Annotated in this window: 25 protein-coding genes; 11 read left to right on the top strand and 14 right to left on the bottom strand. The window is 28.9% G+C overall.

Features of this window, described 5'->3' with window-relative positions:
• Positions 1-343 precede the first annotated feature (343 nt).
• Together CRU95_RS13000 and CRU95_RS12995 are read left to right on the top strand one after the other, a co-directional pair.
• Entirely contained in the window at positions 344-1,042 is a 699-nt protein-coding gene (locus CRU95_RS13000) for a Bax inhibitor-1/YccA family protein (RefSeq protein WP_129101543.1), read from the top strand.
• Positions 1,043-1,079: 37 nt separating this feature from the next.
• Positions 1,080-1,484 carry a thiamine-phosphate pyrophosphorylase gene (locus CRU95_RS12995; protein ID WP_129101542.1) on the top strand — a complete coding sequence of 135 codons (405 nt, stop codon included), beginning with the start codon at positions 1,080-1,082 and terminating at the stop codon, positions 1,482-1,484.
• On the opposite strand, the gene CRU95_RS12990 is transcribed toward CRU95_RS12995, so the two are convergent.
• Positions 1,436-2,128: a methyltransferase domain-containing protein gene (locus CRU95_RS12990; RefSeq protein WP_129101541.1), complete on the bottom strand. Its 693-nt coding sequence runs from the start codon at positions 2,126-2,128 to the stop codon at positions 1,436-1,438. The two genes, CRU95_RS12995 and CRU95_RS12990, sit on opposite strands and share 49 nt — an antisense overlap.
• 70 nt (positions 2,129-2,198) lie before the next feature.
• On the opposite strand from CRU95_RS12990, the gene secG reads away from it, so the two are divergent.
• The 6 genes from secG (at position 2,199) to CRU95_RS12960 (ending at position 8,110) form a co-directional block, all read left to right on the top strand.
• A complete protein-coding gene (secG, locus tag CRU95_RS12985; protein ID WP_129101540.1) occupies positions 2,199-2,567 on the top strand; it encodes a preprotein translocase subunit SecG in 369 nt (122 codons plus the stop codon).
• Positions 2,568-2,754: 187 nt separating this feature from the next.
• Complete coding sequence (gene frr / locus CRU95_RS12980; protein ID WP_129101539.1) at positions 2,755-3,312, top strand: ribosome recycling factor; 558 nt, start codon at positions 2,755-2,757, stop codon at positions 3,310-3,312.
• Between the two features lie 2 nt (positions 3,313-3,314).
• Positions 3,315-3,923, top strand: a complete 609-nt coding sequence (gene pyrE, locus CRU95_RS12975) for an orotate phosphoribosyltransferase (protein ID WP_129101538.1) — start codon at positions 3,315-3,317, stop codon at positions 3,921-3,923.
• A gap of 6 nt (positions 3,924-3,929) precedes the next feature.
• Entirely contained in the window at positions 3,930-4,415 is a 486-nt protein-coding gene (locus CRU95_RS12970; protein WP_129101537.1) for an RDD family protein, read from the top strand.
• On the top strand, positions 4,416-5,504 hold the full coding sequence (locus tag CRU95_RS12965; protein ID WP_129101536.1) for an MFS transporter: 1,089 nt from the start codon (positions 4,416-4,418) through the stop codon (positions 5,502-5,504). It abuts the gene before it with no gap.
• A 65-nt stretch (positions 5,505-5,569) separates the two neighbouring features.
• Positions 5,570-8,110 (top strand): bifunctional diguanylate cyclase/phosphodiesterase, encoded by a 2,541-nt coding sequence (locus CRU95_RS12960; protein WP_129101535.1) that lies wholly within the window; start codon positions 5,570-5,572, stop codon positions 8,108-8,110.
• A gap of 10 nt (positions 8,111-8,120) precedes the next feature.
• Here CRU95_RS12960 and CRU95_RS12955 read toward each other — a convergent pair whose 3' ends face one another.
• Genes CRU95_RS12955 through CRU95_RS12945 form a run of 3 tightly spaced genes read right to left on the bottom strand, consistent with a single transcriptional unit; the run spans position 8,121 to position 9,666 of the window.
• Positions 8,121-8,858, bottom strand: coding sequence for a YaaA family protein (locus CRU95_RS12955; protein ID WP_129101534.1), 738 nt, complete (start codon positions 8,856-8,858; stop codon positions 8,121-8,123).
• Positions 8,859-8,865: 7 nt separating this feature from the next.
• Entirely contained in the window at positions 8,866-9,282 is a 417-nt protein-coding gene (locus CRU95_RS12950; RefSeq protein ID WP_129101533.1) for a YchJ family protein, read from the bottom strand.
• A gap of 18 nt (positions 9,283-9,300) precedes the next feature.
• On the bottom strand, positions 9,301-9,666 hold the full coding sequence (locus tag CRU95_RS12945) for a hypothetical protein (RefSeq protein WP_258238723.1): 366 nt from the start codon (positions 9,664-9,666) through the stop codon (positions 9,301-9,303).
• Between the two features lie 111 nt (positions 9,667-9,777).
• Between CRU95_RS12945 and CRU95_RS12940 the strand changes: the two genes are divergently transcribed.
• Together CRU95_RS12940 and CRU95_RS12935 are read left to right on the top strand one after the other, a co-directional pair.
• A complete protein-coding gene (locus tag CRU95_RS12940; protein WP_129101532.1) occupies positions 9,778-10,170 on the top strand; it encodes a hypothetical protein in 393 nt (130 codons plus the stop codon).
• The gene (locus CRU95_RS12935; protein ID WP_129101531.1) at positions 10,167-11,339 is read left to right on the top strand and encodes a YbfB/YjiJ family MFS transporter; all 1,173 of its coding nucleotides are present in this window, start codon (positions 10,167-10,169) and stop codon (positions 11,337-11,339) included. Before CRU95_RS12940 ends, CRU95_RS12935 begins: the two co-directional genes overlap by 4 nt.
• A gap of 61 nt (positions 11,340-11,400) precedes the next feature.
• Here CRU95_RS12935 and CRU95_RS12930 read toward each other — a convergent pair whose 3' ends face one another.
• From CRU95_RS12930 to CRU95_RS12895, 8 genes are all read right to left on the bottom strand, one after another.
• Complete coding sequence (locus tag CRU95_RS12930) at positions 11,401-12,795, bottom strand: aldehyde dehydrogenase family protein (RefSeq protein ID WP_129101522.1); 1,395 nt, start codon at positions 12,793-12,795, stop codon at positions 11,401-11,403.
• Positions 12,796-12,843: 48 nt separating this feature from the next.
• The gene (locus CRU95_RS12925; RefSeq protein ID WP_129101530.1) at positions 12,844-13,272 is read right to left on the bottom strand and encodes a universal stress protein; all 429 of its coding nucleotides are present in this window, start codon (positions 13,270-13,272) and stop codon (positions 12,844-12,846) included.
• Positions 13,273-13,284: 12 nt separating this feature from the next.
• Positions 13,285-14,607, bottom strand: coding sequence for a TRAP transporter large permease subunit (locus tag CRU95_RS12920; RefSeq protein ID WP_129101529.1), 1,323 nt, complete (start codon positions 14,605-14,607; stop codon positions 13,285-13,287).
• The gene (locus tag CRU95_RS12915) at positions 14,597-15,139 is read right to left on the bottom strand and encodes a TRAP transporter small permease subunit (RefSeq protein ID WP_129101528.1); all 543 of its coding nucleotides are present in this window, start codon (positions 15,137-15,139) and stop codon (positions 14,597-14,599) included. Before CRU95_RS12915 ends, CRU95_RS12920 begins: the two co-directional genes overlap by 11 nt.
• Before the next feature lie 26 nt (positions 15,140-15,165).
• Complete coding sequence (locus tag CRU95_RS12910; protein WP_129101527.1) at positions 15,166-16,182, bottom strand: TRAP transporter substrate-binding protein; 1,017 nt, start codon at positions 16,180-16,182, stop codon at positions 15,166-15,168.
• A 146-nt stretch (positions 16,183-16,328) separates the two neighbouring features.
• Positions 16,329-17,609, bottom strand: a complete 1,281-nt coding sequence (gene gabT, locus CRU95_RS12905; RefSeq protein WP_129101526.1) for a 4-aminobutyrate--2-oxoglutarate transaminase — start codon at positions 17,607-17,609, stop codon at positions 16,329-16,331.
• 148 nt (positions 17,610-17,757) lie between these two features.
• A complete protein-coding gene (locus CRU95_RS12900; RefSeq protein WP_129101525.1) occupies positions 17,758-20,271 on the bottom strand; it encodes a transporter substrate-binding domain-containing protein in 2,514 nt (837 codons plus the stop codon).
• A gap of 26 nt (positions 20,272-20,297) precedes the next feature.
• On the bottom strand, positions 20,298-21,491 hold the full coding sequence (locus CRU95_RS12895; protein ID WP_129101524.1) for a hybrid sensor histidine kinase/response regulator: 1,194 nt from the start codon (positions 21,489-21,491) through the stop codon (positions 20,298-20,300).
• 170 nt (positions 21,492-21,661) lie between these two features.
• Between CRU95_RS12895 and CRU95_RS12890 the strand changes: the two genes are divergently transcribed.
• Positions 21,662-22,393 carry a response regulator transcription factor gene (locus tag CRU95_RS12890; RefSeq protein WP_129101523.1) on the top strand — a complete coding sequence of 244 codons (732 nt, stop codon included), beginning with the start codon at positions 21,662-21,664 and terminating at the stop codon, positions 22,391-22,393.
• A 75-nt stretch (positions 22,394-22,468) separates the two neighbouring features.
• Here CRU95_RS12890 and CRU95_RS12885 read toward each other — a convergent pair whose 3' ends face one another.
• Both CRU95_RS12885 and CRU95_RS12880 read right to left on the bottom strand, forming a co-directional pair.
• Entirely contained in the window at positions 22,469-23,863 is a 1,395-nt protein-coding gene (locus CRU95_RS12885; RefSeq protein WP_129101522.1) for an aldehyde dehydrogenase family protein, read from the bottom strand.
• Positions 23,856-25,520, bottom strand: a complete 1,665-nt coding sequence (locus tag CRU95_RS12880) for an acetolactate synthase large subunit (RefSeq protein WP_129101521.1) — start codon at positions 25,518-25,520, stop codon at positions 23,856-23,858. Before CRU95_RS12880 ends, CRU95_RS12885 begins: the two co-directional genes overlap by 8 nt.
• Between the last annotated feature and the right edge of the window lie 245 nt (positions 25,521-25,765).

Here is a 25,765-nt window from a genome sequence, read left to right as displayed (position 1 = left end):
TCTCTTGTTTTATATCATATTCGGTTTATAAAAGTTACTTACTTCTTAAAACCGTAGTTTGTTAAAGAACATCAACCCTTTGCGACGTTTGTCACTCAAATTGGACGGGAATTATAATAGGTTTTTTACCCTTTGTCAAGAGGTACAGATTAATTGTAGCTTAAATTTTGAAATTTTTTAAATTTCTACTTTTTCTTAGTTTTTATATACATATATAAGATAATATAGTCATGTTAATCAACTATGTTTATAAAGTACATTTAATTATCATATTTAAAGATATTATTAAGCTTTACATATTAAAATATCAACTGTATATATAAAATACAAAAAGGAAGACATAATGTACAACAGAGATTATTTATCTCATAAAGATACAACGCAACAATATACACAAGAATCATCTAAAGTTGAATTAATGAGCTTTTTAAAAGCTACATATCAATTATTTGCAGGTTCATTACTTGCTGCAACTGCAGGAGCTTATATCGGGTTAGGTATGGTTTCAACTATTGCTAGTTGGTATTGGGGATTAGTTATTTTAGAATTTGCTTTATTATTTGGACTATTTGCAGTTAAAAATAAACCTGGTATTAACTTAGCAGTTTTATTTGGATTTACTTTTGTAAGTGGTTTAACAATTACTCCTTTATTAGCTTCAGTATTTGCAATGCCAGCAGGTGCTTCAATAGTAGCACAAGCATTTTTAATGACTTCAGTAGCTTTTGGTGGAATTTCAATGTTTGCCCTTACAACTAAAAGAGATTTTTCTGGTATGGGGAAAATGTTGTTTATTGCTCTTATTATATTAGTAGTAGGATCTATTTCTAATATTTTTATTCAAGCGCCATTATTACAACTTGGAATAGCGATGGTGGGAGCTGTTTTATTTTCTGCGTTTATTCTTTATGATACACAACAAATTATAAAAGGTGGGTTTTCAACTCCAATTGAAGCTGCTATTTCTTTATACTTAGATTTCTTTAATCTATTTATTTCATTATTACAAATACTTGGTATTTTTAATAGTAGTGACGACTAAATCATAACTCCTCGAGTTATGATTTACTTCTTATAACATGAATACAACCGAATTAAGACTTATTGATGCAAATCTAAATCGCCTAAGAGAGGGAATTAGAGTTGTAGAAGATATCTTTAGATACGTTTACAATAATAAAGATATCGCTTCAAAACTAAAAGAATTAAGACACAAATCAAGAATATCTATTTATGATGAACTTTTAGACTCAAGAGATATAAAAAATGATGTCTTAAAACAAAGCACTGCATCAGAAAAAAGTAGAGATGACTTAAACTCTATTCTAATAGCTAACTTTAAAAGAGCGCAAGAGAGTTCTAGAGTTCTAGAAGAAGTTTGCAAACTAGAAGAAAATAATAGCAGTGAAGTATTTAAATATATAAGATATGAACTTTATGATTTAGAAAAAGCTTTGACAAAGATAACTTCAAACTCTAAATAATTTAAACTATACTCTTTGTATAATTTTTTAGCATCTTTAAATTCAAGAGTATTTCCACCACTTACACCTGATTTCTTAATATAATCAAATAATTTTTTCTTATTATCAAACTCTAAATTATAAGTTATAGTTTCAAATTCACAATCACAATATTGAGTAAAAGCTTTTTTTATTGATTGGTCATCTAATATTGGTGATTTTTTATTTGTTATTGTTTGTATTGTCTTAAAAGTATTTGAAGTAAATAAAGCAGCATAAATCTTAGGAGAAATAGCACTAATAGCTTTAACTATCTTACTTAAATCCTTTGACCACTGTAGGGCAGAAGAAGATATAACAACATCATATCTGTCATTTTTTATATTTTCAAAAAAAGCATCAGTATCAAAATCAAAACATTCCACTTGTATATTATTAGCTTTAGGATGAATATCACACATGTTTTGTGAAAAATCCATAGCCTTATAAAAATCATACTCCCAAGAAACATTTTTAATAACTTGCCCAGAGCCACAACCTAACTCTAATATTCTTTTAGGTTGACAATTTATATCTCTAATGATAGATTTTGCTGCAATTTGTTGTACAATATTGTATGAGTTATATTGATTTGCGTATTTTGAAAATTCGTTTTTTACGGACATAATCGAATCTTAACTTTTTTTTAATAAATTTTGGATAAAATACCTACCATTTTTTCAAAGGAATAAAATTATGACATCAACACTTTTAGTAGTTCAATTTATTTTAGCAGTACTATTAACAATTTGCATCTTACTTCAAAAAAGTTCAAGTATGGGATTAGGAGCTTACAGCGGAAGCAACGAATCTTTATTTGGAGCAAAAGGTCCTGGAAACTTTTTAACAAAAGCAACTATGATTTTAGGATTAATTTTTGTTTTAAATACTCTATTTTTAGGTTATTTTTATAATGAAAATAGACAAAAAAGTGCAGTAGACAATGTACAAACAGAAAGTTTAATTCCAAAAACTCCTGAAAAAACTCAAGCACCTACTGCTCCTGTAGCACCAGCTGTACCAACACAAAAAGCTGCACCTACAGTACCAACTACTGAAAAATAGTTGATTTTCAAGAAGTAGTTCAAATGAAATATTTTCAAAGAGCTACTTCTCCATTTAATAAAAAAAGAAAATATGTTTTCTTTTAAATTTCAAAGAAAATATATTATCAAAAATTTATTTCAGTTAAGTATGCCAATTAATAAATGGTATAATATGCAAAATTTAATAATAAATCAAAGGAGAGAGAATGTTAAATGAGATTTATTCAGAAACAAAAGAGAAAATGGATAGTGCAATAGAAGCATTAAAAAGAGACTACAAAACACTAAGAACAGGTAAAGTAAGTACTACAATTTTAGATGGGATAAAAATTGATTATTATGGAACACCAACTGATTTAACTCAAGTGGGTTCAGTTTTAGCACCTGATGCTACTACCATTGTAATAAATCCATGGGAAAAACATCTTGTAGGTGATATTGAAAAAGCAATTCAAAATGCTAATATTGGTGTTAATCCAAATAATGATGGTGAAGTAATTAAACTATTTTTCCCTCCTATGACTGTTGACCAAAGAAAAGAGAGTGCAAAACAAGCAAAAGGTATGACTGATGATGCAAAAGTTGCTATTAGAAATATCAGAAAACATGCAAATGATAGAGTAAAAGTTCTTCATAAAGATAAAGAAATAACTGATGATGAAAACAAAAAAGCTCAAGATGAAATACAAAAAATTACAGATTCTTATGTAACAAAAGCTGATGATACTTTCAAGGCAAAAGAAGCTGAAATCTTAAAAGTATAATTATGGTAGTAGAACAAATATACAAAGATGCAAATGCTCTATTAGAAGGTCATTTTAAATTAAGTTCAGGTAATCACTCTAAATACTATTTACAATCAGCAAAAGTGCTAGAAGATCCTAAAACTGCAAAATTATTAGCTGAAGAATTAGCAAAGCAAATAAAAGAATCTGGACTAAAAGTTGATGCTGTTTGTTCACCTGCTCTTGGTGGATTAATTGCAGGATTTGCACTAGCAACTGCCCTTGATGTAAGATTTATCTTTGCAGAGAGAGTTGATGGTGAGATGACTATAAGAAGAGGTTTTGAAGTAACTCGTGGTGAAAAATATATTATCTGTGAAGATATTATTACTACGGGAGGTAGTGCTTTGGAAGCTGCTAAACAAATCGAAAAAGATGGTGGTGAGATACTTGCTTATGCAGCATTAGCTAATAGAGGTTTTTGTTCAAGAGTTGGAAGTGAAATAGAACCAAAAGATAATTGTAAATTACCACTTGATAAACCACTTTTTGCTTTAGATGATTTTACCTTTGAAATGTATGCTCCTGAAAATTGTCCTATGTGTAAAGAAGGATCAGTTGCATATAAACCTGGAAGTAGAGGAAACTAATCCATAATGAGTAGATGGAGAGATATAAAAGCTGGTAAAAAAGAACCACTTAATGAAGAGTCTAAAAACACTAATTTAAACTCTACTATCTGTACATCTATTCCTGCTAGAATTAAGGCCTTTATTGTAGACATGTTTATGATAATGATGCCCTTAGCTTATGTTACAACTTATGTTTTTATGAATGGGAAAGATGACTTCCAAGGCAGCGAAGAAGCAAGATGGAGTCTATCTATTATTTATGGTTTGATTATTATTGTTTTTTGGATAGCAAAAGGTCAAACACCAGGATTAAAAGCTTACAGTTTAAAACTAGTAGATGAAAAAACAAAAGAAAAAATATCCTTCCCAAAAGCTATTTTAAGATATTTATGCTTTTTATTTGCCTCAACTACTATAGTTCTTGCATTTTTACCATTTTTTAGAAAAGATAAAAAAACTTTTCAGGATCTAGTTGCTAATACACTTGTAATTAAAATTTTTAAAAAATAAATGCTTTTTTTTAACTTATCTGCATTTTATTTCTTTTATTTTGCAGCCGTTGCAGTATATGTTATATTTATGCCAAAAGTACTCCATGACATAGGGTACACTCCTTCACAAATTGGAGTAATATTTGCCCTAGCTCCATTGATGAGATTTGCTACTCCATTTTTATTTTTAAAGCATATTAAACTTGATAGAAATATTTTTAGATTAGCATTATTTACGTCAATACTTTGTTCAATTGGATTTTATTTTACACTACATAATTTTTATGCTTTTATGTTAAACAATGCTCTTTTAGGAGTTTGTCTAAGCCTTATATTACCTTATATTGAAGTTATTGCCTTAAAAGATTTGGGTAAAGATAAATATGGAAGATCTAGATTATATGGTTCAATTGGTTTTACGGTAATTGCTTTAGTTTTAGCAAAATTCTTGACTGAACCACAAATTGCATTACACTATTATTTAACTATAAATATTTTTATTGTATTTTTTTCACTTTTACTTTTAAAACATGATGTTGAGCATAAAGATACAATCAGTTCAAAACCCTTTTCTGTTCTTGAATATTGGCCATTTTGGTTAAGTCTATTTTTTATGCAAATAAGTTTTGGTGGCTTTTACAACTTTTTTACTATATATGAAACAGAGCATGGAATATCATTAGAAATGACTTCTTATCTTTGGTCTTTTGGAGTGATTTGTGAAATATTAATGTTTTATTTCCAAGCTCCAATATTAAAAAATAATCTTTTAACTATAATAAAATTTTCTATTTTTTTGACTACAATTAGATGGTTATTACTCTATTTATATCCTGATAACTTATATGTGACTTTTTTCACACAATCAATACATGCCTTTTCTTTTGGACTATACCATAGTTCAGTAATTATATATTTGTATTCAATCTATGAAAATAAAAAACTTGCTCAGCAATTTATGTATGGAGTTGCTTATGGACTTGGTGGTTTTATAGGTGCTTTAGTCGCAGGATGGTTATATGGAGAGAATTTATTCTTATATTCTAGTATTTTTGCAGCGATTTCATTACTTTTTGTTAGTACTATAAAAACTGAAAGAAAAATTTAATTATATTTATAATAGTATTATATTATTTTATCTTTATTTACTTGCATTAAGAGAGACTTATCACTATGATTAAAACACTAAAGAATTATTTCCGGATTTCAATACTAGCCATTAGCTTATTACTTTTTATTATCTTTTATTTTTTTTCTTCGACAATTCATACAAATTTAACAATTCAAGAAAATGAAAGAGTATCGCAATCATTATCAAAACAAATCTTTAACTCTATGTATCAAGTTATGAGAAAAGGCTGGACAAGAGAAGAAATAACACAATTTATGGGAGATATTAAAAGTTCATTTAAAGAGTCTTCATATAGTATTGAAGTCTACCGTTCAAAAAAAGTTGAAGATCTCTTTGGTAAAATAAATCAAGGAGAAATCACAAAAAATCTACAATATGTCTTTGATACAAAAAAAGAATTTAACCTCTCAAAAGATAATAAAATTAGAAATATAACTCCAATATTGGCAAAACAAGAGTGTTTAGCCTGCCATACAAATTCGAAAGTCGGTGATATTTTAGGTGCTGTTGATATAGAATATGATTTTAATTATCTAATAAATGAAACTAAATACCAATACTTTTTATTGTCATTAATAATCTTACCATTTATGATATTTTGTGCATTTCTAATTTCTGGAAATCTACTAAAAAAAATAGATATTTCGATTAAAGGGTTTAAAGACAAAATAGAAAGTATAAATAGTGTAAAAGATTTTAAAACTTTAGACTTATCACCTCCTAAAAAAAGTTTCACCGAGTTTAACCACATAATGAATGGATTAACTGATTTAAGCAATAAGCTAAGAAATATAGCAGTTGATAAAGATATATTAGAGTTTGAAGTAAAATTACTAGATAAAATGATAATAACCTCTGATGTGATTAGGGACTGGAAAGAGTATATAAAAGACTTATTGCATGACATAAATCTTGTATTGCCAGTTCATTGCCTTATTACTATATTTAAAGCAAATGATGAATTTTATGAGATTGAAATTTTTTGGTTAGGAAAACCAAATGATAAAGTAATTAAACACATTGAATCAGTATCATTTGAAATGATTAAATCTCACCACAAGTTAGATATTCTTGATTGTAGTATTAATCACAATTTTACAAATGAAAATTATTCTCTTATAGCTTTAGATATAAAAGATATAGAACATGAAGCAAAATCTATTCTTTTAGATGCTCCAAAAATTGGAGGAATTGTTGGACTTGGAATTCAATCAAATTTAGAGAAAGACTCAATTCATTCAATTGTTATAGACTCTATCTTAACAACTTTATTAAACCTTGTAGGTTCAATTAAAGCCATAAACAAATACACTGAAAACCTAGAATTTTATGCCACTAGAGATCCACTAACATCATTATTTACACAAAGAGTATTTAGAGATTTAATGGAATATGAGATTAAAAGAGCCGCTAGACATGACTACACTTTTGGACTATTAGTTATAGATTGTGATAACTTTAAACCAATAAATGATGCTCATGGCCATACCTTTGGGGATGAATTCTTAAAAGCACTTGGAAATATACTTGCTGATTCAAAAAGGGATGAAGATATACTTTCAAGATATGGAGGAGATGAATTTACCCTAATCTTACCAGAGTGCAATAAAGAAGAGGCCTTTACAGTTGCGCAAAGAATTTTAAATAATGTAAGTGATTTAGAACTAATAAGCCCTGATGGAACTAAATGTAGCATGACTGTTTCTATTGGTATGGCTATGTACCCTGAACACTCAACTTTACAAATTGAGTTATTTAACATAGCAGATGCAATGATGTATGAAGCAAAAACTATGGGTAAAAACTCAATTAAATTTCCAACTGAATATGATTTAGAAGAGATTCATAAGGAAGCTGAAGATAAATCCATGCTTGTTTTAAATGCTATTAAAAATGAAAATATTATTCCTCATTTTCAACCAATAGTAAATCTAAAAACAAACAAATGTGAGATAAATGAACTTTTAATGAGAATAGAAATAGATGGAGAGTATTTACCAGCTGCTAAATTTATAGAAACAGCAGAATCTCTAGGAATAGTTCATAAAATGGATTATATGGTAATAGAAAAAGCTTTTGCAAAAATCAATGAAACAAATTATCAAGGTCTTTTATTTATAAATCTTTCTCCAAAAGCTTTAATTATAAGTGAATTTATAAACAAAATAGTAGTACTTGCCCACAATTATAATATAAACAGAGATAATATAGTATTTGAAATTACAGAAAGAGAGACTGTTAAAAGTTTCTCTTTATTAGAAAGATTTGTTCAAAACCTTAAACTGCAAGGCTTTAGTTTTGCAATAGATGATTTTGGTTCAGGATTTTCTTCTTTTCATTATATTAAAAAGTTTCCAATTGATTATATTAAGATTGATGGAGATTTTATTATAAATATAACTAAAGATAAAAAAGATGTGGCTTTTGTGAAATCAATCGTTGCTTTAGCAAAAGAATTAAAAGTTAAAACAATTGCTGAATTTGTAGAAAATGAAGAGATTTTAGACTTTTTAAAAGATATTGATATTGATTATGTTCAAGGTTACCATATAGGAAAACCAAACAAAGAGATAAGAATGTAAAAATTGCTAATTATTTTATATTCATAATTAGTAATTTTATATTCTTTTTTTCTTGTATCTCCACTAGTTCTAATCCTGGAATTTGAGTATTCATAAATTCAGCTATTGATTGGACATTTTTTTTAGCAAGAGTATTTAAAACCATACCTCTATAATACTTTGCCCAATGAGATACAACTTTACCATCTTTTAAAAACTTCATAGTAATAACAGTTGCACTTTTGGGAGTATAAAACTTTTCATAAAAACCGGCTCTTAAATCAATAATTTCATCGCCAATGTATTCATCTAAATCTTTTGAGAAATTATCTTTATAAAACTTTTCAATATTCATATTTGCCAGCTTAGCACCTTGTTTAAATTTATAATCAGGTATTTTATCACTAGCTTTTATAGGTCCAAATAAATTAGAAAATAAAATTACATTCTCATCAATATAATTTTGTTCTTCCTTTGTCAAGCTATTGTACGCTAAAGCATCAAAAGCTACACCGTTATATCTTTGTATTGCTTTCATAGAAGGTTTGTTTCTCAAGCTCTCTTGATACTTCTTTACATCATCTAGTTTTTTTATTCCAAACCAAGAAGATAGCTCTTGTAAACTTAAACTTTGTACATGCTTTTCATAAACTTCAAAAGCCTCTTGTCTCAAAGAAAAATTTTTTTCTAAAAAGAAATTCTCTTTTGAAAAGAAAGTCTCTTCTCCTCCACTATTTTTTGTCTCAGCTGGAGCTAGTAATACCTTCATTTATTTCCTAATCATCTAAGAATTCGCCACTTCTATATAGCCATTTCCCATCTATTTTTAAAAATTTACTTTTCTCAGTAAATGAAACATCCAATCCTCTTTGTTTAATTCCTACTTTAAATGTCACATAAGACTCTTCATCTCCATCTATGAAATCAAGTATTTCAAGACTATAAAAATCATTTGAATTTATAACATCTTGGAGATCTTCTCTCCATTTACTTTTATTTTTCGAGTACTCAATATTATCTTCATGAGTTGTACTAATTATATAATCTATATTTCCTACTACAAAAGCTGAAAATCTAGATTTCATAAGTTCTACAGCAGTTTGTGGATATTCACCTTCATGAAAGATTTTACAACAATTTTTATAACTTTTTTTACTACCACATGGGCAAGCAGCATGTTCATTATAAGCCACATTCACTCCTATTTTTATTTAAGATATTAAATCTTTATACTCTTTTGTTCTAATTTTTCTATTTATTTCTCTTTTTATTATACCAAAGGCATATTTGCTATCTCCTCCACCAATTACAGCTTTTTGAGATTCACAAGAGGGGCATAAAAAATAGGTCTTATGTAATAAATAGTCATTTTCATAAACCAATGTTTCACCACAATCTAAGCAATGACATTTTAAATTTACAATTTCTTTTTTCTTCCATTCCCATCGCCAAGGAACTTCATATAAATTATCTTCTTTATATTTGTAAAAATCCTCTTTTGTCATAAAAAAAGCATAATATAAAACAAGACAAATTATAAACAATCCTATGCCTAAGGCTATATATGTATAATTCAAATAAATCCTTTATAAAAAGTTATTATACAAAAAATTCTATTTAATACAACACTATTTTTTTAGTTATATTTATAATGTTTAATGTATTATTATATAAAACAAAGGAATTAAATGCTTCAAAACTTCCCAATAGAAATTGTATCTAACATTGTATCTTTATTAATTATAATACTAATAATTGTAAAATTTATTAATTACAAGAAAAAAGTTGCAGTAATAGATGGATTGTATAAATTAGAAGAGGAAAAAAAATTATCTACAGAGGACAAAGAATTTATCAAGAAAAACCTAAATGAATATCAAGTTTTACATGAGAAACAAATAGGTTTCAATAAACTTATGTATCCAGCTTTTATTTTGGTTGCTGGTATATTTTTTATTTTTTTCGACTTTGCAGAAGCAATGATTCATATTAATATACTTGTTGTTACTTTTATATATTTATATATCAAAAAGATTCATTACAAAAATTATATTGAACTATTAAAGGGTATAAAGATTTGATAAAATCTTTTTCAAAACTTTTTTTAGCTTCATTTTTAATTATCTTATCATGTATGGGTTTAGCTAGATTTGCATTTGGTATGGTTTTACCAAATATGCAAAGTGACTTACATATTTCAACGACAGTTGCAGGATTAATTGGAAGTGCAAACTTTGCTGGATACTTTGTAGGTATAATCTTTGCAAGTAAAATATATTCACACTTTAGAACTACACCTTTAATTTCAATATGTCTTTTTCTTCAAGGTCTTACTATGATATTAATGGCCTTAGCTGATAATTATTTTATTATATGTATTTTATATTTTTTAACTGGTTTTTTAGCTGCCATTTTAAATATTGCCATCATTGTTTATTTATCACATGCAATACCTAATAAGATACGAGGGAAAGCACTTGGAATAGCAGTAAGTGGGAATGGTGTTGGTATTATATTTTCAGGTCTTCTAGTCCCTTATTTAGAACAATTTTATCAAACAAATTCATGGAGAGTATCTTGGATTGTCTTTTCTTTAATTATTATTGTTATTTCCTTTTCAATAAAGTATTTACTAACTTATGATGTGGATCACAGTGTAAAATCAGATGTAAAATTTTATTCTTATATAAAAAATAAAAACTTTTGGAAGATAGGCTCACTTTACTTCTTTTTTGGCATCTCTTATGTCGTGTATGTAACTTTTTTTGTAAGTGCTGCTATTGATAAATGGAATTTGAGTTCACAAATATCTGGTATGTTTTGGTCAACTTTTGGATTTATTTGTATATTTGGAGGATTTTTATTTGGAATAATTGCAGATAAATATGGAACTTTTAAAACACTAATTTTAGTTTTTGGATTTCAAGCGTTCTCTATTTTTATACTTATTTTTAATACACCAAGCTTCGCACTATTTGTTTCTGTATTCTTTTTCGCAATATCAGTGTGGAGTGTACCCACAATGATTACCATACTTTGTACTGAATTCTTTGGGCTTAAAAAAACGGCACAAGTATTTTCTTTGGTAACTCTTCTTTTTGCTATAGGACAAATTATAGGACCTTTAGCAGCTGGATATATCCATGATACTTTTAAATCTTATGATTATGTATTTTTCATGACTTTTGTATTAAGTTTTTTTGGATTTATTTCTTCTATTATTTTTTCATATAAAAAAATCACTATTTAAATCCATAAAAAAAGAGGGAAACAATAAAGCTTCCCCCTTTTAATTTAGATTAAATCTCTTCTTATAATACTGGTGATTTGATTACCATCATTTTTTGGTTTGTCATCTCTTCCATACTATAGTGTATTCCACCTAATCCTAATCCTGAAGCTTTCGCTCCTCCAAACGGCATCCAATCTACTCTAAATGCTGTATGGTCATTTACCATTATTGCTGTTCCATTTATTCTTTTCACTGCTTTTAATGCTGTATCTATATTTTTTGTAAACACTGCTGCTTGGAAAGACACATCTAAAGAGTTCGCTCTATCGAATGCTTCTTCTATATCTGAGTAAGAATAAATTACTACTACTGGTCCGAATATCTCTTTTTGAGAAATAATTGCATCATCACTTGGGTTTAATATTACTGTTGGTTCAAAGCAAGAATCTGAAATTCTTTTACCACCAGTTAATATTTTCCCACCTTTTGCTACTGCATCATTTACCCATTCTTCTACTCTATTTACTTCATTATGGTTAATTAGTGGTCCTACTTCTGTTTTAGGGTCTAATTGGTCACCTACTACTAATTTAGATGCATAATCAGAAAGTTTAGAAGACACTTCATCACAAATTGATTCATGTACATATACTCTTTGCACAGAAACACAAACTTGACCTGCGTGGTAGAATCCACCTTTACCTAAGTCTGGAATCATTGCATCGATATCTGCATCTGGTTCTACTATTACAGGTGCAACACCACCATGTTCTAGTGCTACTCTTGTTCCATTTGCCACTTTAGATTTTAAGTACCAACCAACTGCACCAGAACCTATAAATGTTAGGAAATCTACTTTAGGAGAAGTTGCAAGCAGTTCTCCTCCATGTCTATCACAAACTACTGCTTGTGCCCATCCTTTTGGAAGTCCTGCTTCTTCTAGAATTTCTACTAATCTTATTGCACTCATTGGAGTTTGAGTTGCTGGTTTGATTACTACTGGGCATCCTACTGCGATTGCTGGAATTACTTGGTGAACTGCTAGGTTAAATGGGTGATTAAATGCTGATATTGCTGCTACCACTCCTATTGGTTCTCTAAATGTGTAAGCCATTCTATTTGCACTTGAAGCTGTATGACCCATTGCCACTTCTTTTCCTTCTAGTGCTCCTAGGGCTTCAATAGATAGTTTTATACCGTTGATTGCTCTATTTATTTCAACTTTAGAATCTACATAAGGCTTCCCACCTTCACTTGCACAAAGTATTGTTAATTCTTCTATTTGAGAAGACATTATTTCTGCTACTTTCTCTAAAATCTCTATTCTTTTATATTTTGGTAAGGCATTCTTATGATCTAAAAAAGTATCACTTGCTAAATCTATCGCTGCTTGTACTTCTTCTTCACTATTAAACGGAACATTCCCTACTACTTTCCCATCATACGGCGATGTTACTTCTATTGTTTTACTCATTTTACTACTCTCCTAAAAAATATTTATATATAAAAAACTATTATTAAACTAACGATTTTCTAATCGTATTACAAATACAGAACAGTGAGCATGTCTAATTACACGTTCAGCTGTGCTACTAATAAAATAACTACTCAGTCCAGGTCTTGTTGCCATCATTACAATTGCATCAGCCTTTCTTCTTTTTGCTTCATCAAGAATCTCATCATGAACAATCCCATCTTTTACTAAAAAAGATACTTTATCCAATGGTAATGAATGTTTATTAGCAATCTCTTTTAATTTATCCAATGCCTCATGATCGTAATTTGTTTGATTGTCATCATCTAAAACCACAGAACCATGTATACGATTTTGATTTGTAAATAACAAAGTCATTTTTCCATCATCATCTAAAACTTCCAAGGCACCTTTAAATAACTTTTCGTGATTCTTTGAATATGCAATATGAATCGGTACTAAAATATTTTTAAACATTAAAACTTTCCTTTATCCCATAATCAAATCGGGTAGCCAAACAACAATGTCTGGAAAAATCATACAAATAATTAATACAACTAAATTAATAAGTATAAAAGGAGTTACTGATTTATAAATTTCACCCATCCCTACATCAGGAGGAGTAATCCCTTTAAGATAAAACAGCGCAAATCCATAAGGTGGTGTTTGAACTGCAATTAAAATATTAATAATCATCAGTACACCAAACCAAATTGGGTCATAACCCAATGAAACTGCAATAGGCGTAAATAACGGTGCACACATTAATACAATAACATAATCATCAAGTATAAATCCCAATAATATCATTATAACTTGGAACATCATAATAATAACAATTGGAGGTAAATCTAAACCTTGTGCAAAATTAGCAATCATACTTTGAATTCCCATAAGTAACTGGAAATTACTAAATAATGAAGCACCTAAAATAATCCACATAGCAACACTAATCAATGAAGCTGCTTGTAAACCTGCTTTTTTGAATATTTCAAATTTAAATCGTTTAAAAAACATTGCAAGAACAACTGCTCCTGCTACTCCTAGGGCACCTGATTCAGTTGGTGTAGCTATACCTAAAATAATACTTCCTAAAACAACAAAAATCAAACCTATAGAGAAAAATCCATCTACAGCTATTTTAAATTTATCTTTTGCTTTTAAAACAGGTAAACCTATTGTTTCACTAAGCAAAGGAGCACGCTTTGGATTTAGTTTTGTACTAATTACGATATAAATTATTATAAGTGTAATCGTCAATAAAGCTGGCATAATTGCACCTATAAACATTCGTCCAACTGAATTGTGTGTTGAAGCTGCAAACATAACCATTGGAATACTTGGAGGAATTAATATTCCTAAAGCACCACCTGCCATAATTGTTCCAAGCGCTAACTTACGATCATATCCTGCATCTAGCATTGGTTTTAAAGCAATACTTCCAGAACTCATAATCCCAGCACCAATTATTCCAACCATAGCTCCAATCATAGAACAGATAAAAACAACACTAATCGCTAGTGAACCACGAACTTTACCAATCATTAATTGACTTGCTTTAAACATAGCATCGCCAATTCCCGTATGTGTTAACAGCTGTCCCATATAAATATAAAGAGGAATAGCCAGTAAAATATAACTAAAATATGTCGATTCTATTGTTGTTGGTATTACATTAAAGATTCCTGTTCCCCAAGAAAAATAACCAATTAACATGGCAATTCCACCTAGTGCTAGACCTACAGGAGATCCAATTATGAAGAAAAATAAAAGACAAAGTAATAAAACAATAGAAAGTGTCTCAATTCCCATTTTTATGCTCCTTTTCTAAAAGTGGTGTTCCTGTAAAAAGGAAATAAAGTTCTGTAATCAAATCTCTAAATAATTGAACTATAAAGAATCCACTTGCAATACAAAACATAAGCCAGAAATGCCACATTGGAGGAGCCCATTCCGTTTGACGACGATAATTTAAAGCCATAGCTTCATTAAACTTAGTAAGACAAAGATAACAAACAATAATAAGAAAAAAGATACCTAAAGAATAAGTAATAAGATTAAAAATAGCCTTAACTCGAGGAGAAACTTTTATATAGAATATATCTACATTAATATGAGATCTTTTTTGTTGGGCATAAGCTCCACCTATCGCAGCAACATAACCAAATAGGAATAATGCCATATCAAATGTCCAAATAGGAGGGGAATCAAACATATATCGAGCTATTGTTCCATAAAAAACAACAAAAGCAAGCATGGGTACCATTACTGATACCCCCTTGCCTAACCACATAACCGATGTATCAATTGATACACAAAATAGTTGTAAAATCCTTTTAAACATGGTAATACTTGTTCAAAATTCAATTACTAGTTTTGTGTTTTTCTAAGAACATCAATTAATTGTTTACTATATGGACCTTTTTTAGAATATTCATCCCATAAACCAGCACCTGCTTTTTTCCAAGCTGCTTTATCAGCTTCTGAAGGTTCTGGACTCCATTTTAGACCTTTTTTAACCATTTCATCAACAGCTTCTTTTTCCCATTGTCTTGATTTAGTTAATTGTTCTTTTGCATGATCTACAGTTGCTTCATACACTTCTTTTTTTAATTTATCAGATAATTTATCCCAAGCTGATTTATTAACAAGAATAGGTAATACTTGTGCACCAGCTAATGGTAATTTATACATATATTTCGCAACTTCTACGTGATTTCCATCTCTGTGGTCAATCATATTTGAACCAATAGAACCATCAATAACACCTGTTGCTAAACTTGTATAAATTTCACTCCAAGCTAAAGATACAGGAGATGCTCCTAAGTTTCTTAAGAATTTACCATATGCACCTGGTGCTCTAATTTTAAGCCCTTGGAAATCTGCAATTGAATTAATTGGTTTTTTAGTAATAATATAAACTGGTGGTTGAATATAAGGCTCTAACCATACAAGTCCTTGAGCAGCGTAAGCTTTTTTAAGGATATCTCCAAAACCTTGTTCATGGAAAAGTTTATATAATTTATCAGTATCTGCTGTACCACCTGGTAAACCAAGTTCAACTATACCTGCTGGTAATTCTCCTGCATTAAGTGCTTGGAAAGGTGCAATCATTTGTACTAAACCTGATTTTGCAGCTCCTAATAATCCAGAACTACCAACACCTTCTCCTGAGAAAAGTACTTGAACTTTAATCTCTCCATTAGTTTTTGTTTCTATTCCTTTAGCAAGATCTTCATAGATTTTACCAAATGCTGTTCCTCGTCCGTATAAATTACCGAACCTCCAATTAAACTCTGCTGCAGAAGCAGTATCAACCATAGCCATAACACCTAATAATGCAATTATAGATGTCGCCATTATGTTCTTTTTTAACTTACTAAACATTTTATTCCTTTTTATTTTTATTTTTATTTTCTCAATTAAAACTTTTAATTAATGATTTACAAAAAAGTAAATCATTAGTATCCAGATTAGTTGTTTACACCTATTTTAATAATAAAAAGTCCCCCCTTTTCTTATAATTTAAATTTCTATTTTATTAAACTTCTAAATAACTCTGAGAATTTATCTAAACCTTCATTTGCAGTTTCATCACTTATTGTTAATGGAGGTAAAAATCTAATTACATTTCCGTTATATCCACAAGATAATAAAATCAATCCATACTCTACTGCTTTTGAAATAATTGCTTTAGTTAAGTCTGTATTTGGAACATTCGCATCACCATCAACCATTAATTCCATTGCAATCATAGAACCTTTATTTCGTACATGAGATATTAATGTTGGGAATTCATTTTGTAATTCAGTTAATCTTTTATTGAATAAATCTCCAATAATTACTGATCTATTTAATAAATCTTCTTCTTCCATAACTTTAAGTACTGCTAAACCTGCTGCACAACCTACTGGTGAACCACCATAAGTTCCCCCTAATCCACCAGGAACAGGAGCATCCATAATTTCTGATTTTCCAACAACTGCTGATAATGGATAACCACCAGCAATACCTTTTGCCATAGTCATTAAATCTGGTTCAACACCTGAATATTCACTATTAAACATTTTTCCAGTTCTACCAAATCCTGATTGAATCTCATCAAAAATTAATACAATTCCATTTTCATCACATATTTTTCTTAAAGCTTGTAATAGTTCAACTGGTGTTTGGTAAAATCCACCCTCACCTTGAACTGGTTCTACAATAATTGCTGCTACATCTTCTGCTACTACATCTGATTTAAATACATTTTTAATAGCTCTTAAAGAATCTTCAACAGTAGCACCATAAGCATCAGCTGGAAAAGGAACATGATAAATTTCACCAGGAAATGGTCCAAATCCAATTTTGTAAGGGGCTGTTTTACCTGTTAATGCCATTGTTAAACTAGTTCTTCCATGAAAAGCTCCATTAAATGCGATTACAGCTCTTCTTTTTGTATGTGCTCTTGCAATTTTTACACAGTTTTCAACTGCTTCTGCACCAGTTGTTACAAAAATTGCTTTTTTTGGAGTATCACCAGGAGCTAATGCAGTTAATTTTTCTGCTAATTCAACTGCTACTTCATAAGGATTTACCATTACACAAGTATGACTAAAATTTTCTATTTGTGTTTTTACAGCTTCAACAATTTTTGGATGACTATGCCCTGTATTACATACAGCTATCCCTGTTCCAAAATCAATAAATCTATTACCTTCAACATCCCAAACTTCTGCATTTTTTGCTTCTTTAACAAATACAGGATAAGTATTTCCTTGTCCTCTAGCAAATACTTTGTTTTTTCGTTCTTGTAATTTTTGATTTGTCATTTTTTTCCTCTTTTATTTTTAATAATTTTGCTTCATTTAATTATTACAGAAGAGAGTACTCAAATAGTATCATTATTGATTATTTTTAATGTTTTATTAAAGGATATTTATAGAAGATATTTTATGTATAAAGTGAATAAAAACAAGGCTATTTATTTTGATTCTTATTTTCTAGTGAAAAGTTATTCTTTATATTAATGGGAATAAAAATAGAAAATTTAACTCCATTGGGAATATTTTGAACACTTAATTCGCCTTTCATATTTTGTTCAATAATCATTTTACTCATATATAACCCAAGCCCTGTACCATTGTAGCTATCTTTTGTAGTAAAATAAGGTTCAAATATTTTATGAATAATAGATTCATTTATTCCACCTGCATTATCTGCAATTAATATTCTAATATGAGTTTCAGCTTTCTTAGTTGTTATCGTAATACATGGATTCTTTATTTTCAAATCTAAAAAAGCATCTTTTGAGTTTGTAAGGATATTTAATAAAACTTGAGAGAGTTCACTTTCAAATCCACATATAATGGCATCATATGAAATTCTATTTTCAATTTTAATATTATTACTTTTAAAACTATCATCAATAAGAAATATTGTTTGTTGCAAAGCATCCCCTATTGAAAATAATTGTTTTTCTTTATTTGGTTTAAAAAAGTTTTTAAAATCATCAATTGTTTTTGACATTTTATCTGTAAGTGCATTACTTAAAACTCTTTGTTTCTCCAAATACTCTTTATCTAGTTTTCCAAGAGAGTGTCTTAAATGTATATTTTGAATAACTGTACTTAATGCACTTAATGGTTGTCTCCATTGATGAGCAATCATACTTATCATCTCTCCCATTTCTGCAAGTTTAGATTGTTGAATCAATAGTTGTTCTTGTTTTTTTCTATTATTGATTTCTTCTTTTATTCTAGTATCCAAGGTATTATTTAGATGTTCAAGTTCGTGAGTTTTGATTTTTAGTTTTTTATTTGAAAGTTCTAATTCTTGAGTTCTACTTTGTACTTTCTTTTCTAAAGTACTATTTAACATCTCTATTTCTTCTTTCACATTTGTCAGTTTTTTAATGTAGTTGCGTTGAAGTATGTATGTATATAAAATTAAAAGTAAAATAAAAAATAAAAAAGATATAACACTCCAAAATAATTTATAATCAATACTTTTTTCATATTTAATAGATACCCATTTATTAATAATTCTTTGTTTTGTTTCATCACTTATAGAATCAACTACTTTCTCAAATATACTTAGAAGTACGGGATCATCATTTCTTACACCAACAGATAGATGCCATTTCTCGTCAAATTTACCTGATATTTGTAAACTTCCATAAAACTCTTCTTGAAAAGCATAAGCAACATTAAGATGTGTAGTTACTTGTCCAAAGAGTTCTCCTCTTTCAACTTTTTTCAACCCCATTCGTAAGTGATCCATATCTACAACTTTCAAATTAGGGTAATCTCGTCTTATTATTTCATTATATGCAAAGTTTTTTTGAATACCAATCTTTTTGTTTTTTAGCATTTTCAAATCACTAATAAAGCTTACATTTCTTTTTGTAACTAAAACCAAAGGAGCAGTTACATATGGTTTTGTAAAATTCATATAATGTTCTCTTGACTTTATATCTTGAACAAGGGAAAGAACATCACACTTCCTCTCTTCCATGTACTTTAAAGATTCTGTCCAGTTTTTTGTTTCTATAAGATGTAAAGGAATTCCAATTTTTTTCTCAAAAACTTTCATATAATCAGCAACAATACCAACATGTTTATGATTCTCTATTTTTTCATAGGGCATCCAATCTGGATCCACACACAAATTAATATTTGTTCTTCTTTGCAAATAATTAATTTGTTCTTTTGTAAACATAATAGGTAAGTTAGCCAAGTCTTTTAAAAACCATTTGTCAAAAAGTTTTTTAGTATCTTTTATTGAAATAGAGTTTAATCCTTTTTCTAAAATGGATTGGAGTTCTCTTTTATCTTTTCTAATAAAAAAATATAATTTTGAAGGATTAAAACTAATAAGTGGCATAGCTTTTAAATCAATAATCAAATTTTTTTCCAAATACTTTTGAATAAGAATAGGAGAAGCTATTAGTGCATCAACATTTCCTTCAAGAAGTTCTTGTGCAGATTCTTGCGCATTTTTTGTTTCTACTATTTTTATAAATGGATATTGTTTTTTAATATTTGATATTGCTCCTGCTTCATTAATAACAGCTACTCTTTTATTTTCCAAATCATCAATTGAATTAATATTAATTTGTTCTTTTTTTACAAATAAAATATTCTTAATTTCTAAGATATCAGAAGTGTATACACCATAATCACTTTTTACTTTTTTTTGATTTATCACAGGAGCTACATCTATTTCTTGATTTTCAAATGCAGATTCTACATCTCCTTGAGTAATATCAACTGATTTAGTTTTAATTTGGAATTTCTTTATTATGAGATTTAAAACATCATTTGCAAAGCCATTTCTTTGATAATCTCGGGTTAAGTAACTTAAGGGATATAAATCTGTAATACCTATTTTTATTTCATTGTTTTTAATCCACTTTTTCTCTTCTTTACTTAAATCCGTTGAGTTAGCATATAAAACACTAAAAAAGAAAAAAAGAAAAAAAAGAAACTTCAAACAATTACCCCTAAATATTTTTTTGATTATAGCATACTAGGTATTATTATATAAAAAGAAATACCTTCTTTAATATTTTTTGCAAATAATTCTCCTTGATGGTGACTTTGCACTATGATTTTTGACATATAAAGACCTATTCCTGTTCCATTTTTTTCTTTTTTAGTTGAAAAATATGGTTCAAAAATAATATCTAGGTCTTCTTCTGCAATTCCTCCTCCATTATCATGTATTTCTATTTTTATACTATTCTCTAAATCCCAAGTTTTAATTTCTATTTTCGCATTTTTAGTCTTTTTTTCTAAAAATTTATCTTGGGCATTCTTTAATATATTTATAAATACATGAATCATCTCATTTTCATAAATATTAATTCTATTTTCACTTTCAAAATTTTGTATTAATTCAATGTTATTAGATTCTAAATCTCTTTGTATTATCTTTAGTGATTTTTTAATAGAATTTTCAATAGTTGTATTAACAAGTTCTTTATCTGTTTTAAAAAAATTCCTGAAATCATCTATCGTAGTAGTTAAATTTTGTACATAAAATTCTATTTCATCAAGCTTATTAGTAAAAAATTTAGTTTGTTCAATTCTTCCTTCTTGTGTATCTAAATCAAATTTTTCAGATAATAATTTATATTTTAAATTAAAAGACGCCGTTCCAATTGAAGATAAAGGTTGTCTCCACTGATGAGCTATCATACTTATCATCTCGCCCATTGCTGCGAACCTTGATTGACTTTCTATAATATGTTGTTTCTCTTCATTTTTTTTAATTTCTATTTCTAGTTTTTCATTTTTTTTTATTAATTCTTCTTTTAATACTTTTGCCGATATTGCTTTTATTAAATTTTCTTTTAATTTATAAATATCAATAGGTTTTAATACATAAGCATCAATATTTAGTTCAATTGAGTGTAAAAGGAAACTTGTTTCATGGTGAGCTGTTGTAATAATTATTGGAATATCTTTATCAATTTCTCTAATTTTTTCAATCATTCCAAGACCATCTAGTTTGGGCATTTTAATATCAGTTAAGATTAAATCTATTTTTTTACTAGAAGATTTAAAAATAGATAAACCTTCTTGCCCATTTTGAGCACAAATAACATCTATTCCAAAAAGATTTAGAGTTTCTGTTATTCCTTCTTGTATTATAGATTCATCTTCTGCATAAAGAACCGTTATATTTTTTAGAACTTGATTATCTATCATTGAATCTCTTTTAAATTTTTAAATAGTTTAGCAATAAATAGTATTCAAATAGTATTCAATTACTATTTAAATATTATCATAATTTATATATTAGTACTCTATCTTGGAAAGCTTTTTTATACACAAATATAAGAAACAAAATGCTACTATAACTTTTTAAAAGGATTCTAATGGATTATGGATTGTTGAAAAAATATACTAAAGATTTTAATGTACTTTTTGTTGAAGATGACATTGACTTTAGAAAAGAATTTTTTGAATTACTCCAAGATATTTTTCCAAAAGTTACAATAGCAGTTGATGGATTAGATGCCTTAAACAAGTATAAAGAATTTTATGCACAAACAAATAAATTTTATGATTTGATAATTTCAGATATAAAAATGCCAAATTTTGATGGTACCCAATTAGTTGAGGCAATATATAAAATAAAAGATGATCAAACTATTGTAATCTTATCTGCAAGAAATGAATTCAAATATCTTTTGCCTTTAGTCAATCTAGGAATACATCAGTTTTTCACTAAACCAATAAATTATTCTACTTTTTTGGATGATATTTTTAAACTATCTAATCAGATTTACCATTTGAAATTAAATGATAATAAAAATGTATTAAGAATTGATGAGTCTTTAGTTTGGGATATAGAAAATAAAAGACTAATGCAAAATAATGCAGAAATAAAACTAACAAAAAAAGAGATTATCTTTGTAGATACAATACTAAGTAATAATGGGAGAATATGTACAGTAGATGAACTGATTGATATTATTTGGTTTGAAGAGTTTGATGTTAATGCAGATATTAGAAATCTTAAAAATATCATTTCTCGTTTACGAAAAAAAGTACCCCAATTACATGTAAAAAATATTTATGGGATGGGATATAAAGCTGATTATTGATAAGTGATATTTAAATCCATAAAAAAAGGGGGAAACAATAAAGCTTCCCCCTTTTAATTTAGATTAAATCTCTTCTTATAATACTGGTGATTTGATTACCATCATTTTTTGGTTTGTCATCTCTTCCATACTATAGTGTATTCCACCTAATCCTAATCCTGAAGCTTTCGCTCCTCCAAACGGCATCCAATCTACTCTAAATGCTGTATGGTCATTTACCATTATTGCTGTTCCATTTATTCTTTTCACTGCTTTTAATGCTGTATCTATATTTTTTGTAAACACTGCTGCTTGGAAAGACACATCTAAAGAGTTCGCTCTATCGAATGCTTCTTCTATATCTGAGTAAGAATAAATTACTACTACTGGTCCGAATATCTCTTTTTGAGAAATAATTGCATCATCACTTGGGTTTAATATTACTGTTGGTTCAAAGCAAGAATCTGAAATTCTTTTACCACCAGTTAATATTTTCCCACCTTTTGCTACTGCATCATTTACCCATTCTTCTACTCTATTTACTTCATTATGGTTAATTAGTGGTCCTACTTCTGTTTTAGGGTCTAATTGGTCACCTACTACTAATTTAGATGCATAATCAGAAAGTTTAGAAGACACTTCATCACAAATTGATTCATGTACATATACTCTTTGCACAGAAACACAAACTTGACCTGCGTGGTAGAATCCACCTTTACCTAAGTCTGGAATCATTGCATCGATATCTGCATCTGGTTCTACTATTACAGGTGCAACACCACCATGTTCTAGTGCTACTCTTGTTCCATTTGCCACTTTAGATTTTAAGTACCAACCAACTGCACCAGAACCTATAAATGTTAGGAAATCTACTTTAGGAGAAGTTGCAAGCAGTTCTCCTCCATGTCTATCACAAACTACTGCTTGTGCCCATCCTTTTGGAAGTCCTGCTTCTTCTAGAATTTCTACTAATCTTATTGCACTCATTGGAGTTTGAGTTGCTGGTTTGATTACTACTGGGCATCCTACTGCGATTGCTGGAATTACTTGGTGAACTGCTAGGTTAAATGGGTGATTAAATGCTGATATTGCTGCTACCACTCCTATTGGTTCTCTAAATGTGTAAGCCATTCTATTTGCACTTGAAGCTGTATGACCCATTGCCACTTCTTTTCCTTCTAGTGCTCCTAGGGCTTCAATAGATAGTTTTATACCGTTGATTGCTCTATTTATTTCAACTTTAGAATCTACATAAGGCTTCCCACCTTCACTTGCACAAAGTATTGTTAATTCTTCTATTTGAGAAGACATTATTTCTGCTACTTTCTCTAAAATCTCTATTCTTTTATATTTTGGTAAGGCATTCTTATGATCTAAAAAAGTATCACTTGCTAAATCTATCGCTGCTTGTACTTCTTCTTCACTATTAAACGGAACATTCCCTACTACTTTCCCATCATACGGTGATGTTACTTCTATTGTTTTACTCATTTTCTTCTCCTTCTAATAATGTTTCAGCATTTTTCACAAGGTCATTTAAGATAGCGTGATTTAATGAATAATCAACAGCTAAATCTATTAAATGTACACCTTTAGAATTTACACATTTTTCTAATGTTTCTGTAAACTCTTCACAAGATGCAGGTCTGTGTCCAATTGCACCATAACTTTCTGCATATTTAACAAAATCTGGATTATTATAGTCAAGTCCAAATGTATCAAATCCCATACCAGTTTGTTTCCATTTAATCATTCCAAATGCATTATCATTTAGAATTACTACAGTAATATCAAGACCAAGTCTTACTGCTGTTTCTAGTTCTTGTGAATTCATCATAAACCCACCATCACCACAAACTGCTACAACTTTTCTATCAGGATAAACCATTTTAGCTGTCATTGCTGATGGAAGACCAGCACCCATAGTAGCTAGTGCATTATCTAGTAATACAGTATTTGGTCTAGCTGCTTTATAGTTTCTAGCAAACCAGATTTTATATACACCATTATCTAGTGTTAAAATATCTTCAGGTGCTAAAATATCTCTAATAGTTTTTACAGCTCTTTGAGGTAAAATAGGGAATCTCATATCACCAAAATATTTAGTCAATCTTTTGTTAATAGTTCTAATAACTGTTTTATAAAATTCAAAATCCCAATGAGCTTGAGGAGATAATGCTCTATTTAAATCTGTAATACTTCCTGCGATATCACCAACAACATCTAAGTGTGGGAAATAAGTATCATCAACTTCTGATGGAGAGAAGTTCAAGTGAATAACTTTACAAGCATCAGGACCTTCTTCCATGAAAAATGGTGGTTTTTCAATAACATCATGACCAACATTGATAATTAAATCGGCTGTTGAAATAGCAGCATGAATAAAATCATCAGCAGAAAGAGCAGCTGTTCCTAAACATAACTTATGATTATCATCAATCACACCTTTACCCATTTGAGTAGTAAAGAATGGAATTCCTGTGTCATTAACAAAATCAGTTAAAGCATCACCAATTCTATTTCTATTAGCTCCTGCCCCAATTAGAATTAATGGTTTTTTTGATTCTTCAATCATTCTAACTGCTTGTAAGATTGTAGCTTTCTCAGCAAATGGATATCTTACATTTCTTACTGGATAAACATGATCCCCAGCTTCTTCTTCTGCAATATCTTCAGGTAATTCAATATGAACTGCACCTGGTCTTTCTGCTGTTGCTACTTTAAATGCTTCTCTTACCATTGATGGAATGTTATTTCCATTTACAACTTGTTTAGCATATTTAGTCATTGGTCTCATCATACCAACAACATCAATAATTTGAAATCTTCCCTGTTTAGATTTTTTAATTGGTTTTTGTCCAGTAATCATCATCATTGGCATTCCACCAAGTTGTGCATAAGCAGCAGCTGTTGCAAAGTTAGTAGCTCCAGGCCCAAGAGTAGAGATACAAACTCCAACTTTTCCTGTTAGTCTTCCATAAGTTGCAGCCATGAAACCTGCCCCTTGTTCATGCCTTGTTAAAATCAATTTAATTTTAGATTTTCTTAATGATTCTAAAAAATCTAAGTTTTCTTCACCAGGTATTCCAAATATGTACTCAACGCCTTCATTTTCTAAGGCTTTTACAAATAAATCAGATGCCTTCATTTTTTTTCCCTTTGTTTTGTTTATTAAAAATTTTATTTTGATAAGTTTCTCACAACTTACGTTTGAAATGTCTTAAAATCAAGTTTTCCCTATGTTGAATAAAAAAAAATTTGTTTTAGTTCTATTATTACACACTTTTTCAAAAAACCAATATTATAGTTACATTAAAATAAATAATTAAATTTAAATCTCTGCATAAATTAAGGTTTTAAACCTTTATATTTTAATATTTTATCCTTATTTTT

The sequence above is a fragment of the Arcobacter sp. F2176 genome, assembly GCF_004116465.1.
In the GTDB taxonomy this organism is placed as follows: domain Bacteria; phylum Campylobacterota; class Campylobacteria; order Campylobacterales; family Arcobacteraceae; genus Arcobacter; species Arcobacter siniprincipis.
This window is presented reverse-complemented; position numbering and strand designations above follow the sequence as displayed.

Excerpts from the sequence above, each read along its gene's own strand:
- CRU95_RS13000 (WP_129101543.1), top strand. The coding sequence starts at position 344 with ATGTACAACAGAGATTATTTATCTCATAAAGATACAACGCAACAATAT.
- CRU95_RS12995 (WP_129101542.1), top strand. The coding sequence starts at position 1,080 with ATGAATACAACCGAATTAAGACTTATTGATGCAAATCTAAATCGCCTA.
- CRU95_RS12990 (WP_129101541.1), bottom strand. The coding sequence starts at position 2,128 with ATGTCCGTAAAAAACGAATTTTCAAAATACGCAAATCAATATAACTCA.
- secG (WP_129101540.1), top strand. The coding sequence starts at position 2,199 with ATGACATCAACACTTTTAGTAGTTCAATTTATTTTAGCAGTACTATTA.
- frr (WP_129101539.1), top strand. The coding sequence starts at position 2,755 with ATGTTAAATGAGATTTATTCAGAAACAAAAGAGAAAATGGATAGTGCA.
- pyrE (WP_129101538.1), top strand. The coding sequence starts at position 3,315 with ATGGTAGTAGAACAAATATACAAAGATGCAAATGCTCTATTAGAAGGT.
- CRU95_RS12970 (WP_129101537.1), top strand. The coding sequence starts at position 3,930 with ATGAGTAGATGGAGAGATATAAAAGCTGGTAAAAAAGAACCACTTAAT.
- CRU95_RS12965 (WP_129101536.1), top strand. The coding sequence starts at position 4,416 with ATGCTTTTTTTTAACTTATCTGCATTTTATTTCTTTTATTTTGCAGCC.
- CRU95_RS12960 (WP_129101535.1), top strand. The coding sequence starts at position 5,570 with ATGATTAAAACACTAAAGAATTATTTCCGGATTTCAATACTAGCCATT.
- CRU95_RS12955 (WP_129101534.1), bottom strand. The coding sequence starts at position 8,858 with ATGAAGGTATTACTAGCTCCAGCTGAGACAAAAAATAGTGGAGGAGAA.
- CRU95_RS12940 (WP_129101532.1), top strand. The coding sequence starts at position 9,778 with ATGCTTCAAAACTTCCCAATAGAAATTGTATCTAACATTGTATCTTTA.
- CRU95_RS12930 (WP_129101522.1), bottom strand. The coding sequence starts at position 12,795 with ATGAGTAAAACAATAGAAGTAACATCGCCGTATGATGGGAAAGTAGTA.
- CRU95_RS12925 (WP_129101530.1), bottom strand. The coding sequence starts at position 13,272 with ATGTTTAAAAATATTTTAGTACCGATTCATATTGCATATTCAAAGAAT.
- CRU95_RS12920 (WP_129101529.1), bottom strand. The coding sequence starts at position 14,607 with ATGGGAATTGAGACACTTTCTATTGTTTTATTACTTTGTCTTTTATTT.
- CRU95_RS12915 (WP_129101528.1), bottom strand. The coding sequence starts at position 15,139 with ATGTTTAAAAGGATTTTACAACTATTTTGTGTATCAATTGATACATCG.
- CRU95_RS12910 (WP_129101527.1), bottom strand. The coding sequence starts at position 16,182 with ATGTTTAGTAAGTTAAAAAAGAACATAATGGCGACATCTATAATTGCA.
- gabT (WP_129101526.1), bottom strand. The coding sequence starts at position 17,609 with ATGACAAATCAAAAATTACAAGAACGAAAAAACAAAGTATTTGCTAGA.
- CRU95_RS12895 (WP_129101524.1), bottom strand. The coding sequence starts at position 21,491 with ATGATAGATAATCAAGTTCTAAAAAATATAACGGTTCTTTATGCAGAA.
- CRU95_RS12890 (WP_129101523.1), top strand. The coding sequence starts at position 21,662 with ATGGATTATGGATTGTTGAAAAAATATACTAAAGATTTTAATGTACTT.
- CRU95_RS12885 (WP_129101522.1), bottom strand. The coding sequence starts at position 23,863 with ATGAGTAAAACAATAGAAGTAACATCACCGTATGATGGGAAAGTAGTA.
- CRU95_RS12880 (WP_129101521.1), bottom strand. The coding sequence starts at position 25,520 with ATGAAGGCATCTGATTTATTTGTAAAAGCCTTAGAAAATGAAGGCGTT.